Raw genomic sequence first — 17,315 nt, forward strand, 5'->3', positions numbered from 1 at the left:
GGCGTCTGAAGGCCTGGGTCGGAGTGCTACGTCGCCGCCAGAAAAGTCCGGATGCCCTGGAGCGCCGGCTCTGAATGCAGCAAAGGCGGGTGGCCCTGGTCGGGAACGCTGACGATCCTGAGATTGGAATGGCTATCAGCCATCGCTGTTAGCGTGTTCTCGGAAAGCAACGCCGAATTCTCCCCGCGAACCACCATCAGGGGCAGGCGTGCGAAACGCTCATATTGCGCCCAGAGGTCCGGCATCGGCTTGGTGAAATCGATAGACAACAGCTGCCTGGCAATCGCGGGATCGACATCGGGTACCAACTGACCATCGACGTCGCGAAAGATTGCCGTCGCCATCTCCGCCCAGTCGCTATCCGACAGGGCAGGGAATTCGGTGCCATGCCGTAGCTTCAGCAACGCGGCCGCCTCTTCCATATCGCTCGGAAGCCGTGCGGCGTTGAGATCGTCGCGGATCTTCATCAATCCGCCAGCCTCGATGACCGGGCCGATATCATTAAGAACCACCGCGGCCACCAGATCGGGGTTCATTCCCGCAAGCAGGTGCAGGATCAGGCCGCCGCGTGATGTGCCGATGAAGGCGGCGCGGCCGATGTTCAGATAGGCGCAGGCTTCGATGACATCGCGGGCTTCGACGGCGAGATTGTAGTTGGCCTTGTTTTCGTCCCAGTCGGAGAGACCGCGCCCTCGGTAGTCAAGAGCAATCACCCGTCGTGGAGCAACCGGATCCCGCGACAGGATCAGGGCCAGCTGATGAAAATCGCGGGAATTCCGTGTCAGCCCAGGAAGACAGATCACCGGCAGCCGGCCTTCGGTCACATCAGAGCCCGGATCATAGTCCCGCAGATGCAGCGTCAGGCCATCACTGGAAACATAAGTCCGGTCCTGAAAGGCTCGGCTGTTGGTATCGTCCATCGTCTCTCCCCGCCTTGACGAGAAGAGACTAGACTTCGCTGCACCGGCAGGCAAACGGCGCTTTAGGACGCGTTGCGTCCGCCGATCAGGTCCTTCTGGATGCTGACGGGCTGACCCAACCGGGCCTTGTACACTTCGTAGTTCTCTATCACCCGCTGCACATAGTCGCGCGTCTCAGGAGTAAACCTCATAATTCGGCTGCTGCGGGAAACTCATTCCCGGCGTGGTTCCCAGCCCTCAGAACCACGGCTGAAGCGGTTTCCCAAGGAACGTCCCGAGAATACCGAAAGGCTATGGAGCGGCTGAACGCTCCGCCACAGGCGACGGTGAGGTCGTGTTGTGGTCTCCACGTCCGTGGTGGGGACAGCCTCTGTGTGCGAGCCACCTTCTCTATCTCCCAAAGGCTGAAGCTTGCCCCCGCTCTTGCGTGCCTTCCTTTCCGCATGGGTGACGGTCGGGCGCATCGGTCGGGATTGCCAACGCTCGTGCTGAAGCGTTGGTCCATTCGGCCTTTCGGAGAATTTCATACCTCGTCTTGCGATAACGAATGCTGCCGCCTCATGGGTCGACAGGCCATAACGTCTCGCAAATTTATAACGCCCCACTCGGGTTGTATGAGCGGATGCAACGACGGAAAGCGGAATACCTTGCCGGGCCGATGCCGACGTCATGGCCTTGGTGAATTGCGCATTAGGGTATAATGCCACCCTGCGGGAATACGTCTTATCGGCGAACGCCCGGCGCGACGAGCGAACCTGGGCGAAATCGAGCTTTTCGATCACCAGAGGCACGTTCAGCGTCTTAGCGAATGCCGCGATTTGCGAACAGACTTTCCGGATCTTGTCCTTTGTCTGGTTGGCGGTGCCCCCGCGGTGCGGCATGCGAAAGCTTTGGTCTCGATGAGGTTGCCCGCGCCATCGACCATTGCCGTGACGATCTTACCCGCATTCCAGTCAAGGCCCACCGCGCCGCCATCCCAGCAGACGGGCGGGACCGTGGTCTCCTCGTATATGGTGACCGACACCTTCCACGACACATCATCTTTATGAAACCGGACCGTTATTGGTGCCCCTTGGGCCAAAGCTCTTTGGATACTAACACGACCGTGATGGAAGTTTAGGCCCTTGATGTCGAGGATGTAGATGCTGCGACCTTTGACCACCTCGCTCCGATCTGCTCCCGCCGCCAGCGAAGCGGGCAGCCTGAGCTCGAGGTCGTGAAGGCCCCCTGCCCCATGCAAACGCGCGTACCTGTTCCCAGACGGCGTACTTTTGTCGCCCTCCAGTAAAAAGTTGCTGGAGAGGGCTTCACGCCACGCTCTCCGCCATTCTTCATGCGATGAGAAACCCGATGCCTGCAAATGATGCTGCGCACGAAAGAGCTTACCGGGCGCAAAATGGATCGATGGCTCCTGGATCTCACACTCCACTCGCTTCAGTCGCGAGGCGATCTTCTGGATTTTGCGCTTCGCGAAATGGATGGATCGCAAAATATGAGACTTGCGGGCTACGAGAATTTCCAGACGTTTCTCGCAGCGGAATTTGCGATCGAGCGCATCTTTTATTTTCCGTAGCTGAGTGGCCGTTAATTGGTTTGGCCGGCTGTCCAACATAGATGCCGCTTCTGCCAAGCGTTTCCGGTTGTGGGCGATGTGCTGATCTGTTTGGGAAATCCTCTTCTTCTTGATCTCGAGACGTAGGCATTCCTGCCAGAGGCGACGTCTCAACTGGTCCCGGTGGAGCTTCGAGACAGCTTGAGCAGATTTGACCCTGGCGAGCAATTGGCGGTGAACCATTGCCACCACAGCGGAATGGACCCCGAATTCCCTATGCACCGATCTCCGCAGATCACCTTCCCAAGTACGCCCCCTGCGAAGACGGCTGTAAATAGTTCGCTCGACAGTGCCCAGAATGGCCGCGTACCGCTGGAGAACGTTAGATTGCTGCGCAGTCAGGGTTAAACGTGTTTGGAACGTCCGATACATAATGACCGCCCATCTCGTGACGCCTCCCCTAGAGTAGCCATCCCCTCACCACTCGACAATATTCGCGACGCCATCCAATTGGCGTAAAGCCTCGGCTTCGGCTTTGTCGCCTGTAAGTCCTCACTCAAGAGCAACGTCTCGTACCATGTCAGCTTCCGGGTACCGTCCGCCCGCTAGCATCGACGTCTTGCCGAGGCCGGGAGGACCGTAGAGTATGATGCTTCCCAGCCGGCCGGCCGCGATACGCCGGCGCAGGATGGAGCCAGGAGCAACAACAGCTTCCTGGCCAATGATGTCGTCGAGCGTCGCTGGCCTCAGCGCCGCGGCAAGAGGTTGCGGATTCATCCGTCCAGCAGTGTCAAACAGGTCGCTCATCAGGTCATCCGGCGGGTCGGCAATCACTCATCCGTGGCTCGTCAGCCATTTTGCCGCTCACAACGCGCCGTGATCGGCAGATGCCCGGTTTAAGATGAAGATACCGGATCCGCAAGACATCTGGCGCAAGGCCGATATCGCGCAGCACCTGCCCGCGACATGCTTTCGCCTGCGATCCGGTCCGTGGACTTCCAGCACTTCCAGCAAAAGCGCGACGGATGGGGCGAAGGCCTATCCTTGATCAGCAATCACGCACTTGCTGCCCCAACTGCTGCAACAGCTTGAAAGCGTCATATCTCCGCAGGTGAATATCGGCGGCCGGGCCCGCGGATGGCGTGAACGTTCCGTCGACCATCGTCAGCATGCTCATCGCGTCGCGAACATCGCGGTAACGGCCACTGGCGACCGCGCCAAGGATAGCCGCGCCTAGCAACACCGGTTCATCGGCTGACGTCGCGACAATAGGCTTGCCACAGGCATCCGCCAAAAGCTGACGAACGAAAGCCTGCTGCCCGGCTCCGCCGCTGATGACGACCGTATCGATCTCGACACCCGCCTGCGCTTGTGCGTCGATGATCTGCCTGAGCCCATAACCGATGCCATAGAGCCCCGCCACGTACAGCCGGACGAGGCTGTCGATATCGCGTTCCATGCCAAGGCCCGCGATCAGCGCGCGGGCGTGCGGATCGGCCAGCGGTGCGCGGTTACCCAGGAATTCAGGGACGACGTGAAGGCCTGTCACGAGCGAGGCGGCATCGGTTCCCGCTGTGCTGGCGGCGAGGTCGGCAAGCATGATGGGAAGCGGTTGGCCTTTGTCCTTTGCAATTTGCGTCGCTTCCGCCGCGGCAGGATGAAAGGAGAGAAGCTGTTCGATCGCAGCACCCGCGGCACTCTGGCCGCCTTCATTGAGCCAAAGCCCAGGAACCATCGCGGAATAGTAGGGTCCCCATACGCCCTGCACGAAGGCCGGTTCGACTGTTGATGTCATCGTGCAGGATGAGGTGCCGAAGACATAGCCGAGGTTCGCCGTCGGTCCGTCCCCGAAGCCGACCGTCCCGATCCCGCCGGCATGGGCATCGATCAGTCCGGCGGCAACCGCCGTCCCCGGCAACAGACCGAGTTCCGCCGCCGCAGCCGGCGTCAGGCCGCCACCAAGCGCCGAGCCTGGTTCGACAATCGTCTGGCCGATGCGGGCAAAGCCTTCATCCGCCAGCGCGCCGAGGCCGACTTCCTCGAAATATGTCGGATCCCAGCGTTTCTCGTGCGCGAGATAGGTCCACTTGCAGGTGACGGTGCAGGTGGAGCGCGAGAGGTCGCCGGTGGCGCGCCAGGTCAGGTAATCGGCGAGATCGAGGAATTGCCACGCCGCGTCGAACACGTCAGGCCGATTCTCCTTCAGCCACAGCAGCTTGGGCGTCTCCATCTCGGGAGAGATGCGCCCGCCGACATAGCGCAGGACCTCATGGCCGAGCGCATTGATCCGCTCCGCCTGCGAAACCGCCCGGTGATCCATCCAGACGATGATGTTGCGCTCGGGATCCTCCGATGGGCCGACCGGCAAGGGCTTGCCCTGGTCACCGAGGACGACGAGCGAGCATGTCGCGTCGAAGCCCAGTCCGACGACGGTCTCCGGGCTTACGCCTGCATCTTGAACGGACTGACGCACGGCGTCGCGGACCGCCCGCCAGATCTCGTTGCTCGACTGTTCGACGATCGATCCCGCCTCGCGGTAAAGCGTGATGTCGCGCTTGGCCGAAGCCAGCATCCGTCCGCCGAGATCGAACACCCCCGCGCGAGCGCTTCCGGTGCCGACGTCAACGCCGATCACGTAGCGCGGTGTTTGGACTTCGTCGCTCATGGTCTCTCATCTTTCTGGCATGAATGGCTGATGCCCGCGCATCGCGCGGAGATCACGGTCTCTAGAGGTCGACGCTGTTGGGGAGGATCACGAGGTCACGAATGGTCACGTTGCGCGGCCGCGATAGCATGAAGAGCACGCAGTCGGCGACTTCCCTTGGCTGCATCAGGCTGCCATTGGCAAGCGCTTCCTCCATCTTCGCCTTCGGCCAGTCATCAAGCAGCGCGGTCACGACCGGACCCGGCAGGACAGCGCCGACGCGTACGCCGTGTTGCGCGACCTGGCGGCGTGTCGAATGCACGAATGCCTGCACCGCGAATTTCGAGGCGGTGTAGATCGGTTCCCAGACAACCGGCACGACACCGGCGATCGAGCTGGTGAACAGGATGTCGCCCGACTTCTGGGCGATCATGTGCGGCAACACGGCATGAACGGAGCGGAAGGCTGCGTTGATGTTGAGGTTCAGCATCCTGTCCCAGGCATCGGGATCGCCTTCGGCGACCTGCCCGCCGATATAGGCGCCGGCATTGGCGTGGAAAATGTCGAGCCCACCAGCGATCTCCAAAATCCTGGGAAGGATGCCAGAGAGTTGCTTGCCGTCGAGAAGATCGACGACGAGAGGGAATGCGCGCTCGCCGAACTCCGCGCAGATTTCATCCAGTCTGTCCTTGGCGCGGTCGATGAGAACGACGGTCGCGCCTTCGGCGTGCAATGTGCGGGCGCATTCGAGGCCGATGCCGGAAGCCGAGCCGGTGATGGCGGCGACTTTGCCTTTCATGAGGTCGGTCATGAATTTACTCCTAGAAGTTTGATCAGGCGCGTCCGTGGCTGACGCGGGAACGACGGGCGAGCGAGTCGACGATGACGGCAATGGCGAGAACGCCGCCCGTGATCATGTAGCGCAACGACGAGCTGAGGTTGAGCAGGGTCAGGCCGTTGGAGATCGCCTGGATGACGATGATCCCGAGCAGCGCGGAATAGGCGCTGCCACGGCCGCCGAAGAGGCTCGTCCCACCGATCACGGCGGCGGCGATGGCGTTGAGGTTGACGTCACCAGTGCCGGCCTGCTGGCTCGATGAGGCAAGACGCGAGGCTGACAAAATGCCGCCGATGGTGGCAAGCGTCGAGCAAAGCACGAAGGCGCTCAGATAGATGCGGCGAACATTGATGCCGGCGCGCCGCGCGGCTTCGCGATTGCCGCCGACCGCGAACATCGAGCGTCCCCATTGGGTACGCGTCAGGCCGTAGTTCAAGACCACCGCGATGGCGACGAACAGGCCGAACATCCACGGAATGCCGCGACCGAGGTTGAGATAGTAGACCGCGAATTCGAGTGCCGCGGTCAGCACGACGGCCTTGATGGCTGTCGCCGCGAAGGGCTGCGACGATAGGTTGACGGCAGCGCGTTGCTGGCGTGTCCGCAGGCCCTTGGCGATGATCACGGCGCCTGGAATGAGAGCGAGCAGATAAGACAGCCAATCGGGCATCACCAGGATCTGGCCGAAGCGGACGAGCGGGGAAGCATAGGGAAGGTTGATGCTGCCACTCGGGCCTAGGATGTAAAGCTGCATGCCGAGCAGCGCCAGCAGGCCGGCAAGCGTCGCCACGAAGCTTGGCATTCCCAGCCGATTGTAAAGCAAGGCGTAGACGGTCCCGATGACCGCGCCGGCCGCGATGGCCGCGATGATCGCGACGACAAACGGGAGGCCGTTGTTCACCCAGAGAACCCCGAGAATGGCGGATGACAGGCCGCTCATCGAGCCAACGGAGAGATCGATCTCGCCGAGCATCAGCACGCAGACGATGCCGAGTGAAATGATGCCGACGGTCGCGCAGTCGAAGAGCAGGTTGACGAGGTTGTTGGGCGCGAGGAACACCGGATTGAGAAGCGAGAAGACCGTCGAGATGACGATCAACCCGACCGCGACGGGAAGCATGCCCAAATCGCCGGATTTGACGCGATCGATAAAAGCGCCGACCATCGCCATCATGCTGTCGTCATGGCGGACGCGTTCGTCGCTGCGATCGAGCGTCGTGGCGGGTGCGAGTGTTGTATCGGATGGTTTCTGGCTCATGCCGGTCTCCCGCTGTTTTCCTGCGCCGTGCCTGTCTTGCGCTCGATGCGGCGCGAGACGGAATTTTCCGTGGCACCCGTGATCGAGGCCACGAGTTCCTGGTTGGAGGCATCTGGCGTGAAGACGCCGTTGTTTCGGCCCAACCGCAACACGACGATGCGATCGGCGACGGCGCGGACGTCTTCCATGTTGTGGCTGATGATGATGACGCCCAGGCCCCGGTCGCGGACGCGCTCGATGAGATTGAGCACCTCGGCCGTCTGCGCGACGCCGAGGGCCGCCGTCGGCTCGTCGAGCATGATGATCTTCGGATTGAGGAGCAGCGATCTGGCGATCGCCACCGTCTGGCGCTGGCCACCCGACAGCGAGGCGATCGGCTCCCTGACAGAGGGGATGCGCGCGGCCAGTTCCCTTAGCAAGGTCCAGGCGCGAACCTCCATCGCGACCTCGTCGAGCGCCCAGGGCGAGAGCTCATGCCCGAGAAACAGGTTGGCGACGACGTCGAGGTTTTCGCAGAGCGCCAGGTCCTGGAAGACGGTGGCGATGCCGAGTTCCAGCGCTTTGCCCGGGCTGTCGAGCGAAACGCTCTGGCCGCAGAATTCGATCGAGCCGGAAGAAGGTTGATGAACCCCCGCCAGCACCTTGACTAGCGTCGACTTGCCGGCGCCGTTGTCTCCCACCAGGGCGACGACCTCGCCCGCCTTGACGTCCAGTTCGATGTCGGTCAGCGCCGAGACGGCGCCGAAATTCTTCGACACGTTTCGCAGTCGCAGGATGGGCTGCCCGCGCTCCGGTACATTGCTTGCTGTGGTGCTCATGGCTTAAGGCCTTTGTACGTCCTTGAGAAACCGGCCGCACGCTGTGCGGCCGGAGTGGCGGATCGGCACTTAGTTGCCGATGCCGAGCTTCTTGCAACCTTCGGCATATTCACCGGTGCAGATCTGCTCGGGCGTCTGGATCTTCTTGTCGAAGATTTCCGCCTTGATGTTCTCCGCTGTGACGACGGCCGGGATGAAGAGCTGCGACGGCGTGTTGTAGAGCGTCGTCTTGGCTTCCGGCTTTTCGCCCTTGATGAGCTGGACCGCCACCTGTGCCGCCGCAGCGGCTACGATCTCGGAGGGCTTGGAGATCGTGTTGTACTGGTCGCCCGAAATGATGAGCTGCAGTGCCGCGATCGTCGCATCGTTGCCGGTAACAGGCGGAACGGGATTGACGCCCGCCGCCTTGAACGCGGCGATCGCGCCGCCGCCGGTGCCGTCATTGGCGGCGACCACGCCCTTGATATCGGCGCCGAAGCGGGTGATCTGGCCGGCGGCCCATTCCTGTGCCTTCGGCGGCGCCCATTCCGGCGTGTCGAATTCGGCAAGCGTCTTGTACTTGGATTCCTTCAGGCCGCGATGGATGCCGTCGCGAATGAGGCCGGCGGCCGCGTCGGTCGGCGAGCCGTTGATCTCGAGCACGCCGGCTCCGTCGGGCACGCCGGCCTTCTTCAGCTGCTCGACAAGCGACTTGGCGATGGCGTAGCCGATGCCTTCATTGTCGAAGGAGACGTAGAAGTCGGCCGGCTTGTCGGGAATGGGGCGGTCATAGGCGATGACCTTGACGTCCTGGGACTGGGCGAGTTCCACGAGGCCTGCCGCAGCGGCGGAGTCGACCGGATCGAGCACGACGACCTTTGCGCCCTGCGCGATCACCGAATTGAACTGCTGCTGCTGCAGCGACGCGTCGCCATTGGCGTTCTGATAGACGACGGTGCACTTGGCGCACAGCTTGTCCATTTCGGCCTTGAAGCCTGGAAAATCGTGCTGCTCATAGCGGGTCGACGCCTGATCGGGCATCAGGAACGCCACCGTGGACGCCTCCTGGGCGAATGCTGCTCCGCCAAGCGCGATCAGCATGGTCGCGGATGCCAGGGAAAGTTTGCGATAGGTCATGTTCTCCTCCTTAATTGACCAACGACAAGGTTCGGCCATTGCCGCAACATCGGCCTGACGCGCGATGCGTCATCGCCCCAAGCCGCGGCTCGACGAGAGCCGCACGGCAAAGAGGACCACCAATAGCTGCGAAATCACCTCCCGGTACCAGCCTCCTAGCTGGCACGTATCATCGATTGAGCTCACTTGCTCAATCGATGAAGCTAGATTTGCCACTTCTCTCGTTTGATGTCAAGTTAGCGCCCGATACAGGAGATGAGAATTTTGAGTCTGGACAAGCAGCAGAAGCGCACGACGATTTATGATCTTGCTGAACTCGCGGGTACGTCCGCGAGCGCGGTCAGCGTTGTCCTGAACGGAAACTGGAAGAAGCGGCGCATCAGCAAGCAGCTTGCGGAGAAGATAACGCGCATAGCCGAAGAGCAGGGTTACGCGCTCAACATGCAGGCAAGTCTCCTGCGTCGCGAGAAGTCGCACATCATTGGGATGATCGTTCCCAAGTACGACAACCGGTATTTCGGTTCGATCGTCGAGCTCTTCGAGACGATGGCGCGTGACAAGGGCCTCTTCCCGCTCATCACCTGCACGCGACGCGACCCCGCGCTTGAGATCGAGGCCGCTCGAACGATGCTTTCGTATCAGGTGGACTGCGTGATCGCGACAGGTGCGACCGACCCAGACAGGATCACCGAGCTTTGCGCCGCCGCCGGCGTACGCACGATCAACCTCGACCTACCGGGCAAACTCGCGCCTTCAGTCATTTCCGACAATTTCGCAGGCGCCCGGGAACTGACGCGAAGAATTCTCGTCAGTTGCCAACAACGATTTGGCGCCATGGAGCCGCTGATGTTCGTTGGCGGACGCGGTGGCGATCACAACACGATGGAACGCTTGAGGGGCTTTCGCCAGGCACATGCGGATCACGGCATCGACCTTGAGGACGACAGGGTCATCGCCTGTGGCTACGCCCCCGAAAAGGCGCAGACCGCACTTCAGGAGCGCGCCGCCAGCGGTTTGCCGTTTTCGAGAGGCATGTTCGTCAACTCGACGATTACACTCGAAGGTGTGCTGCGCTGGGTGCGGCTCGCCGGACCTGTCAGCGAACAGGAATTCGCTCTCGGCTGCTTCGACTACGACCCTCTCGTCGCCCTCCTCGGCGACAACATCGAGATGGTCCGCCAGGATGTGCCGGCAATGCTGACCCGGATGTTTGAGCTTATTGAGCTCGGAAACTTCGAGCCCACCGTGTCCGAAATCCCGCCCGTTCTGAGGTAAGTGTTACCGCGCGGCCCAGAGAGCACCGCGCCTGAAGATTTCATACATCTGCGGCACATCGAATTCCTTGGCAGCATGGCCAAGCGACGAGTAGAAAACGCGGCCCTTGCCATACATGCGCTTCCAGACGACAGGCATGGTGACGCCATCGATCCAATAAGCATGTTCACCGGTAAAGGTCGTCGTCGCCAGCACATCGTTCGACGGGTCGACATGCATGTAATACTGCTCGGAACTGTAGCGAAAATCTGCAATCCCCGCCATCCGCCGCAGTGCATGCGACAGGCCACCGGCTTCCGCCGGCGTTCGGATATCACATTGGTGTCTAGAAGGATCATTCGAAAGTCATAGGTTCGGCAGGCGTATCATCACGTGTCCGCTGCAGGGCTTCGACATCCGCATTGGAGAGCTCTGCATTGCGACCAATGCCCAGCAACAGAGAACCAAGCTTTACGCCCTGAGAAGGGCGAGCCGCGGCCTCGATAATGTCGCGGATTTCAGCCTCCGTGCCGCAGCCATTGTGAGCCGCGCGCACGCGCAAAGCGCGATGTGTTTCATCAGGAAGGATGCGGATCGTTACGGCCGGCATCGATATCACCTCGGCTTTAGTGATGACACTGATATCGATATATGTGAAGTGACACCAACATCCAAACAGAATTCGGGTTGCGGGCAAAGCTGCTCTTGTGGGATCGCCCGACGGTGAACGCGCATCCACATCGGCTGGCATGACGGTCTCGCGGAGTTTAACATCACGACCCCAACCAGTCAGGTGGCCGACAAGCTCCTATCTGTGCTCCGGGTTGTGCTTTGGAGGCGCCTCTCCATTTGCCTCGGCGCGATCCCGGTGCAAGGCAGCGCGCGCCAGCATCATCAGCGTGATGGGTGTCGTTACCGTCACGAAAATGCCGATCAGAATCTCGTGGATCGCCAATCGCGACGACGCCACGGAAAAGAAGATCATCGAGCCGAGCATGACGCCACCGATCCCCCAGCTAGTCCCGAGGGTGGGCGCGTGAATACGTTGGTAGAAGCTTGGCAGACGCAGAAATCCGATCGCGCCAATCAGCGCCAGAAGGGCGCCGAGCACGAGAAAGAAGGCGACCAGCGCCGCCACCCAAACAGGCATATCCATAGCCGGGTGCATCATTCGATCACCTCTCCGCGCATAAGGAATTTCGCCAGCGCGACGGTCGCAACGAAGCCGATCATGCCGATGACCAGAGCGGCCTCGAAATACACCACCCGTCCCGTTCCGACGCCGAATGTCACCAGAAGCAGCATGGCATTGATGTAGAACGTGTCGAGGCCGAGGATCCGGTCCTGCGCGCGGGGCCCGACGAACATGCGGATCGAGACGATGGCCATGGCGGCGACGAGCATGATCTGGGCGACCGAAACGGCCGTGAAGAGGATGATTGCACTCATGCGAATATCTCCAGCAACAGCGCTTCGTAGCGGTTCTTGATCGTATCGCGCCATACGGCTTCGTTCTGGATGTCGAGAACGTGCAGCAGCACCGAATGATCGTTGGAATCATATTCCAGCCAGGCGGACCCCGGCGTGCTCGTCAGGATGACGGCTAACACGGCGAGCGCGAACTGGCTGCGGAGTTCCAGATTAATCGTGATAAAGCCGGGATTGTGCCGGCGTTTGCCGCTGCGCAGGATGATCCACGCGACGTCGATGTTGGACTTGACGATATCGCGGAAAACCAAACCGAAGAGCTTCGGCAGGAGATACCACTTCTTCAGCCGTATCGGCTCCGGCTGCAGCGACGCCATCGCCCAACCCGCAAAGACCGCAACGATAAGGCCGAGAATGAAATGGCCGAGGGTGAAGCCGTTGAGCAGCAACCACATAATGAGGAGGCATGTCGCGAGAATGGGATAGGGAAGCATCACTCGCCCTCCGTTCCAGCTTTGACGCCCTTGATCGGCAGCGCGTTGTTGACCGCGTCGATGTAGATCGACGGCTTGCTCAGCGTCCGGATCGTCGTATCCATGTATTGCATCGCCGGCCCGGCCCGCACGGTGAGTGCAAGCGTCAGGGCCAAGAGGAACATCACCGGCACGATCTCGATCACCAGCACGCGGGGAACCGTTCCCTCGATCGAGCTCCAGAAGGTGCGGATGCCGACGCGCGTCATGGAAATCAATGCGGCGATGCCCGAGAGAATGACAAGAACGACCAGCGCCCAGATCGCGGCCGTGGGCGGCACGCCGATGGAGCCGGTGCCCATCATCGCTGAGAGCATGGCGAACTTGGCGACGAAGCCCGAGAGCGGCGGGAGGCCGGACAGGAGAATGCCGCAGGCCGCAAAGCAGATGCCGAGAACAGCCATGGTCCCCGGCATTGTCACGCCTTCTTCCTCGTTTTCGGGTTCGTCGTCCGCCTCGCCATAGGCCTCCATGGTAACAGCCAGAACGTTTGCGCCGGCATCCTGGCCGCGCTCGACGAGCTCGATCAGCATGAAGAAGGCGCTTATCGTCAGTGTCGAGCTGACGAGATAAAGCAGTGCGCCGGAAGAGACGGCACCGTCGTTGATGCCAAGCACCATCAGCAACGTTCCCGAGGAGACCAGCACCGAAAAGCCTGCGAGCCGTCCGAGTGCCTGCGATGCAAGCACGCCGACGATCCCGAAGATCAGCGTCGCCATGCCACCATAGAGCAACACCGGCGCGCCGAAGCCGGCCGAAGGTCCCTCGCCGAACAAGAGCATCGTCAGCCGCAGGATCACGTAGATGCCAAGCTTGCTCATGATCGCGAAGATGCCGGCCACCGGCGCAGATGCGGCGCTGTAGGCGGTGGGTAGCCAGAAGCAGAGCGGCCACATGCCAGCCTTGATGAGGAAGACAACACCCAATATGCCGGCACCTGCCTCCATCAGCATGCGCCGGTCGGGCTCGATCTCGGGGATGCGGGCGGCAAGGTCGGCCATGTTGAGCGTCCCGGCGGTTCCGTAGATGAGGCTGACGCCAATCAGGAACAGCAGGGCGGCAACGAGGTTGACGGCGATGTAATGCATGCCGGCCTTGACGCGCAGCGGGCCGGAACCGTGCAGCAGGAGGCCATAGGAGGCTGCCAGCATGACCTCGAAGAAAACGAAGAGATTGAACAGGTCGCCCGTGAGGAACGCCCCGTTGACGCCCATGAGAAGCAGCTGGAACATGCTGTGGAAATGCGCGCCCACGGCATGCCAGCGGGCCAGCGAAAATACGAGCGCCGACACGGCAAGCAGCGCCGTCAAAAGCAGCATCATTGCGGAGAGGCCATCGAGAACCAGCACGATGCCGAACGGCGCTGACCAGTTACCGACGAGATAGACGCCCTCGAAGCCATTCGGGCCGCTTTCGATCCTGAACAGGATGAACGCGATCACCACGAGCAAAATGGCCGACGCGAGACTGACCATCGCCTTGGCGACGCGCCGCCGCTCGTCGATGAACAGCAAGAGCGCGCTGGCGATCAGCGGAATGAGGATGGGCGCGACGATGAGATGATGGGACCAACCGTTCATTTCGGCTCGTTCCTTCCGTCGACATGGTCGCTGCCCGTCAGCCCGCGCGACGCGAGCAGAACGACGAGAAACAGTGCCGTCGTCGCAAAGCCTATCACGATAGCCGTCAGTACCAGCGCTTGCGGCACCGGATCGGCGAGAATGGACGGATCGTCATTGCCGAGGATCGGCGGCACATTGGCCTTCACGCCGCCGACGCCGAAGATGAACAGGTTGACGGCGTAGGAGAGCAGCGAGAGCCCGATGATCACCTGATAGGTACGCGGACGCAGGATAAGCCAGACCCCGCAGCTCGTCATGATGCCGATGGCGATCGACAGAACCAGTTCCATCACCGCTCCTCCGATTTGGCCGCTTCGATCGTGCGCAGGCGATTGATCCGCAGCGATTGGTGGGCAAGCGCGACAAGGATCAGCACGGTCGATCCGACAACCAGCGAGAAGACGCCGAGATCAAAGAGCAGCGCCGTCGCCGCCGGCACCTTGCCGATCAGGGGCAGCTCGAGATAGCGCGAATGCGAGGTCAGGAACGGATAGCCGAGCAACCAAGCACCGGCGCCCGTGAGCACCGCCGTCAACAATCCCGCGCCCATCCAGCGCAACGGCAGGATGCGGATGCGGTCTTCGGCCCAGCGCGTGCCGCCGGCGAGATATTGCAGCAGAAAGGCGATCGAGAGCGTCAATCCCGCCGAGAACCCGCCGCCCGGCAGGTCATGCCCGCGCATGAAGAGGTAGACGGAGAAGGTGATGATGACAGGGAACATCCACTGCATGATGACCGATGGGACGAGCAGATAGTCACGCACCGTGTCGCCAGCCGAACGCTCCGGCCGCTCCTCGTCGAAGCGATTTTGCACCTGCTGCTGCTCCGGCATCCCCATGCTGTCGTCAGCCGGACGAAAGCGGCGCAGCAGGCCGTAGACGGTGAGCGATACGACGCCGAGCACCGCGATTTCGCCCAGCGTGTCGAAGCCGCGGAAATCCACGAGGATCACATTGACGACGTTTCGTCCACCGCCGAGCGAATAGGCGTGCTCGAGAAAATAGTTGGCGATCGCGTCGGGCACCGGCATCGTCATCACGGCATAGGCGATTGCCGACATGGCGACGCCGCAGAGGACGGCGAGCGCGAAGTCCCGGAAGCGCCGGAACCTGGCGCGGATCGTCATGGATTCACGAATGTCTTCGGATCGCTTCGGCAGCCACCTGAGCCCCAAGAGGATGAGAACGGTGGTGACGATTTCGACCAGCAACTGGGTGATGGCAAGATCGGGTGCGGAAAGCCATACGAAGGTGGTGCACACGATGAGGCCGACGCCGCCGAGCATGACCAGTGCGGCAAGTCGGTGGTATTTGGCCGTATAGGCGGTGCCGATCGCCAGGCACACTCCGATCAGCCAGAGCGCGGTGAAGATAGGATCGACACCGGAATAGACAAAGGGGCGATGCTCGAAGCCTCTGAGATAGAGCGGCAGCGCACCGGCCAGGAGACCTGCAACCACCAGCCACCGCAATTGCGGCTGCAGCTTGCGCGTTCCAAGGCGCCGCTCGGCAACACGCGCCCAGCGCCAGGAGACTTCCACAAGGATTCGCTCGAAGATGCGCTGCCCCTTCAGCCGCCGGATAAAGGGCGGGCCATCATCGCAGCGAGACAGATAGCCTTTCAACGCCCAGTAGATCGCGGTCCCGGCGATCAGCGCGATGACGCTCATGATCAGCGGAAGATTGATCCCGTGCCACAGCGAAAGGCTGTACTCAGGCGTGTTGTCTCTCAGAACGCTGATCACGGCGCTATGGAGAAACGGTCCGATCGAGAGTGCCGGCACGATACCGACAACCAGGCACAGCACGACGAGAAACTCGATCGGGAATCGCATCCAGCGCGGCGGCTCGTGCGGATGCGCGATCGGCAGGTCTGTCGGCGGTGGCCCGAAGAAAACCGTGTGAATAAAGCGCAACGAATAGGCGACGCTGAAGGCGCTGGCGAGCGTCGCGACATAAGGCAGGATTCGATCGAGGATGGAATCGGCATGCGTCTCGACCGCCTCGGCGAAGAACATTTCCTTCGAGAGAAACCCGTTCAGCAGCGGCACGCCTGCCATGGCGGCGCTGGCGACGACAGCAAGCGTCGCCGTGATCGGCATGAACCGGTACAAGCCGCTCAGCTTGCGCATGTCGCGCGTGCCGGTCTCGTGATCGATGATACCAGCCGCCATGAACAGCGATGCCTTGAAGGTCGCGTGATTGAGCATGTGGAAAATCGCCGCCACCGTCGCCAACGGGCTTCCAAGGCTCAGTAGCGTCGTGATCAGGCCGAGATGGCTGATCGTCGAATAGGCTAGCAGACCCTTCAGGTCGCGCTGGAAAATCGCGAAATAGGCGCCGAGCAGCAAGGTGATCATGCCCGCGGCACCGAGTATCCAGAACCACTCGTAAGTTCCCGACAAGACGGGCCAGAAACGCACGAGCAGGAAAACACCCGCCTTCACCATTGTTGCCGAATGCAGGAACGCCGACACGGGCGTTGGCGCCGACATGGCGTTGGGTAGCCAGAAATGAAACGGAAACTGAGCGCTCTTCGTCAGAGCGCCGAGCAGGATGAAAATCAGCGCGGGCACATAGAGGCTGTGATTTCGGATCAGGTCGCCTGAGTTCAGGATCTTGTCCAGATCGTAGCTGCCGACGATCTTGCCGAGCAAGATCAGGCCTATCAACAGGCAAAAGCCACCGATCCCGGTGATCGTCAGCGCCATTCGCGCGCCATCGCGCGCGGCGGCATTGTTATGCCAGTAGCTGATCAGCAGGAACGAGAAGATGCTTGTCAGCTCCCAGAACACCGACAGCAGGATGACATTACCCGATATGACGATGCCGACCATTGCTCCCATGAATGCGAGCAGGAACGAGAAGAAGCGCGGAACCGGATCGTCTTCTGACATGTAATAGCGAGCGTAGAGGATCACCAGGAAGCCGATGAAGGTGATCAGCATGGTGAAAATCCATGCAAAGGCATCCATGCGCAGCGTCAGATCAAGACCGAGCTGCGGCAGCCATTCCGCGTTAAAGCGAATGACGTCACCATCAATGACTTGCGGGTAAAGAGAGGCGGTGAGCAAAAGGGAAATGAGGACGACGAAACCAGCTAGACCAGCGGGCAGACGACGTGATGCCGTTCTCAAGAAAAAGACCGATAGAATGCTTCCGATGAACGGCAGAAGCAGCAGCGCAACGAGCATGAACGGTTCGGCTGTTATCCCAATGCGTCGATCCTTTTCGAATTATGATCCCCCGGCTGAGCACCTTAGGTACCCACCTAGAAATCTCTCTGAAATTAGCCTATATGATCTATGTCAACCAATATGGGCGATAGTCGAA

General features: G+C 61.0%; 17 protein-coding genes and 1 pseudogene. 1 reads left to right on the forward strand and 17 read right to left on the reverse strand.

Features of this window, described 5'->3' with window-relative positions:
• Positions 1-26 precede the first annotated feature (26 nt).
• The 9 genes from P3R82_RS08685 to P3R82_RS08725 form a co-directional block, all read right to left on the reverse strand.
• A complete protein-coding gene (locus tag P3R82_RS08685; protein ID WP_113176642.1) occupies positions 27-920 on the reverse strand; it encodes an alpha/beta hydrolase in 894 nt (297 codons plus the stop codon).
• 62 nt (positions 921-982) lie between these two features.
• Positions 983-1,111 (reverse strand): hypothetical protein, encoded by a 129-nt coding sequence (locus tag P3R82_RS08690; protein ID WP_283193944.1) that lies wholly within the window; start codon positions 1,109-1,111, stop codon positions 983-985.
• A 602-nt stretch (positions 1,112-1,713) separates the two neighbouring features.
• The gene (locus P3R82_RS08695; protein WP_283193684.1) at positions 1,714-2,754 is read right to left on the reverse strand and encodes a hypothetical protein; all 1,041 of its coding nucleotides are present in this window, start codon (positions 2,752-2,754) and stop codon (positions 1,714-1,716) included.
• A gap of 270 nt (positions 2,755-3,024) precedes the next feature.
• Entirely contained in the window at positions 3,025-3,279 is a 255-nt protein-coding gene (locus P3R82_RS08700; protein ID WP_283193685.1) for a hypothetical protein, read from the reverse strand.
• A 241-nt stretch (positions 3,280-3,520) separates the two neighbouring features.
• Positions 3,521-5,137, reverse strand: a complete 1,617-nt coding sequence (locus tag P3R82_RS08705) for an FGGY-family carbohydrate kinase (protein ID WP_112949523.1) — start codon at positions 5,135-5,137, stop codon at positions 3,521-3,523.
• 61 nt (positions 5,138-5,198) lie between these two features.
• Positions 5,199-5,927: an SDR family oxidoreductase gene (locus P3R82_RS08710; RefSeq protein ID WP_112949522.1), complete on the reverse strand. Its 729-nt coding sequence runs from the start codon at positions 5,925-5,927 to the stop codon at positions 5,199-5,201.
• A gap of 22 nt (positions 5,928-5,949) precedes the next feature.
• A complete protein-coding gene (locus P3R82_RS08715; RefSeq protein ID WP_283193356.1) occupies positions 5,950-7,212 on the reverse strand; it encodes a sugar ABC transporter permease in 1,263 nt (420 codons plus the stop codon).
• Positions 7,209-8,030: an ATP-binding cassette domain-containing protein gene (locus tag P3R82_RS08720; protein WP_037179379.1), complete on the reverse strand. Its 822-nt coding sequence runs from the start codon at positions 8,028-8,030 to the stop codon at positions 7,209-7,211. Before P3R82_RS08720 ends, P3R82_RS08715 begins: the two co-directional genes overlap by 4 nt.
• A gap of 69 nt (positions 8,031-8,099) precedes the next feature.
• Positions 8,100-9,146 (reverse strand): sugar ABC transporter substrate-binding protein, encoded by a 1,047-nt coding sequence (locus tag P3R82_RS08725; protein ID WP_283193686.1) that lies wholly within the window; start codon positions 9,144-9,146, stop codon positions 8,100-8,102.
• A 264-nt stretch (positions 9,147-9,410) separates the two neighbouring features.
• On the opposite strand from P3R82_RS08725, the gene P3R82_RS08730 reads away from it, so the two are divergent.
• Entirely contained in the window at positions 9,411-10,421 is a 1,011-nt protein-coding gene (locus tag P3R82_RS08730) for a LacI family DNA-binding transcriptional regulator (protein WP_283193916.1), read from the forward strand.
• Between the two features lie 3 nt (positions 10,422-10,424).
• Here P3R82_RS08730 and P3R82_RS08735 read toward each other — a convergent pair.
• The 8 genes and pseudogenes from P3R82_RS08735 to P3R82_RS08770 all read right to left on the reverse strand — a co-directional run.
• Positions 10,425-10,679, reverse strand: a pseudogene (locus P3R82_RS08735) (ThuA domain-containing protein); the annotation flags it as partial.
• 76 nt (positions 10,680-10,755) lie between these two features.
• The gene (locus tag P3R82_RS08740) at positions 10,756-11,010 is read right to left on the reverse strand and encodes a plasmid stabilization protein (RefSeq protein ID WP_111564516.1); all 255 of its coding nucleotides are present in this window, start codon (positions 11,008-11,010) and stop codon (positions 10,756-10,758) included.
• A gap of 198 nt (positions 11,011-11,208) precedes the next feature.
• The gene (gene mnhG, locus P3R82_RS08745) at positions 11,209-11,571 is read right to left on the reverse strand and encodes a monovalent cation/H(+) antiporter subunit G (protein WP_181459324.1); all 363 of its coding nucleotides are present in this window, start codon (positions 11,569-11,571) and stop codon (positions 11,209-11,211) included.
• Positions 11,568-11,849, reverse strand: coding sequence for a K+/H+ antiporter subunit F (locus tag P3R82_RS08750; RefSeq protein ID WP_037185734.1), 282 nt, complete (start codon positions 11,847-11,849; stop codon positions 11,568-11,570). The genes mnhG and P3R82_RS08750 overlap by 4 nt, the downstream gene beginning before the upstream one ends.
• On the reverse strand, positions 11,846-12,322 hold the full coding sequence (locus tag P3R82_RS08755; RefSeq protein WP_113200923.1) for a Na+/H+ antiporter subunit E: 477 nt from the start codon (positions 12,320-12,322) through the stop codon (positions 11,846-11,848). The genes P3R82_RS08750 and P3R82_RS08755 overlap by 4 nt, the downstream gene beginning before the upstream one ends.
• Positions 12,322-13,941, reverse strand: coding sequence for a monovalent cation/H+ antiporter subunit D (locus P3R82_RS08760; protein ID WP_111564514.1), 1,620 nt, complete (start codon positions 13,939-13,941; stop codon positions 12,322-12,324). Before P3R82_RS08760 ends, P3R82_RS08755 begins: the two co-directional genes overlap by 1 nt.
• The gene (locus tag P3R82_RS08765; RefSeq protein WP_018897795.1) at positions 13,938-14,273 is read right to left on the reverse strand and encodes a Na+/H+ antiporter subunit C; all 336 of its coding nucleotides are present in this window, start codon (positions 14,271-14,273) and stop codon (positions 13,938-13,940) included. Before P3R82_RS08765 ends, P3R82_RS08760 begins: the two co-directional genes overlap by 4 nt.
• On the reverse strand, positions 14,273-17,194 hold the full coding sequence (locus P3R82_RS08770) for a monovalent cation/H+ antiporter subunit A (RefSeq protein WP_349294064.1): 2,922 nt from the start codon (positions 17,192-17,194) through the stop codon (positions 14,273-14,275). The genes P3R82_RS08765 and P3R82_RS08770 overlap by 1 nt, the downstream gene beginning before the upstream one ends.
• Positions 17,195-17,315 lie beyond the last annotated feature (121 nt).

Origin of the sequence: Rhizobium sp. AN80A, assembly GCF_030053015.1 — a bacterium.
In the GTDB taxonomy this organism is placed as follows: Bacteria; Pseudomonadota; Alphaproteobacteria; order Rhizobiales; family Rhizobiaceae; genus Rhizobium; species Rhizobium metallidurans.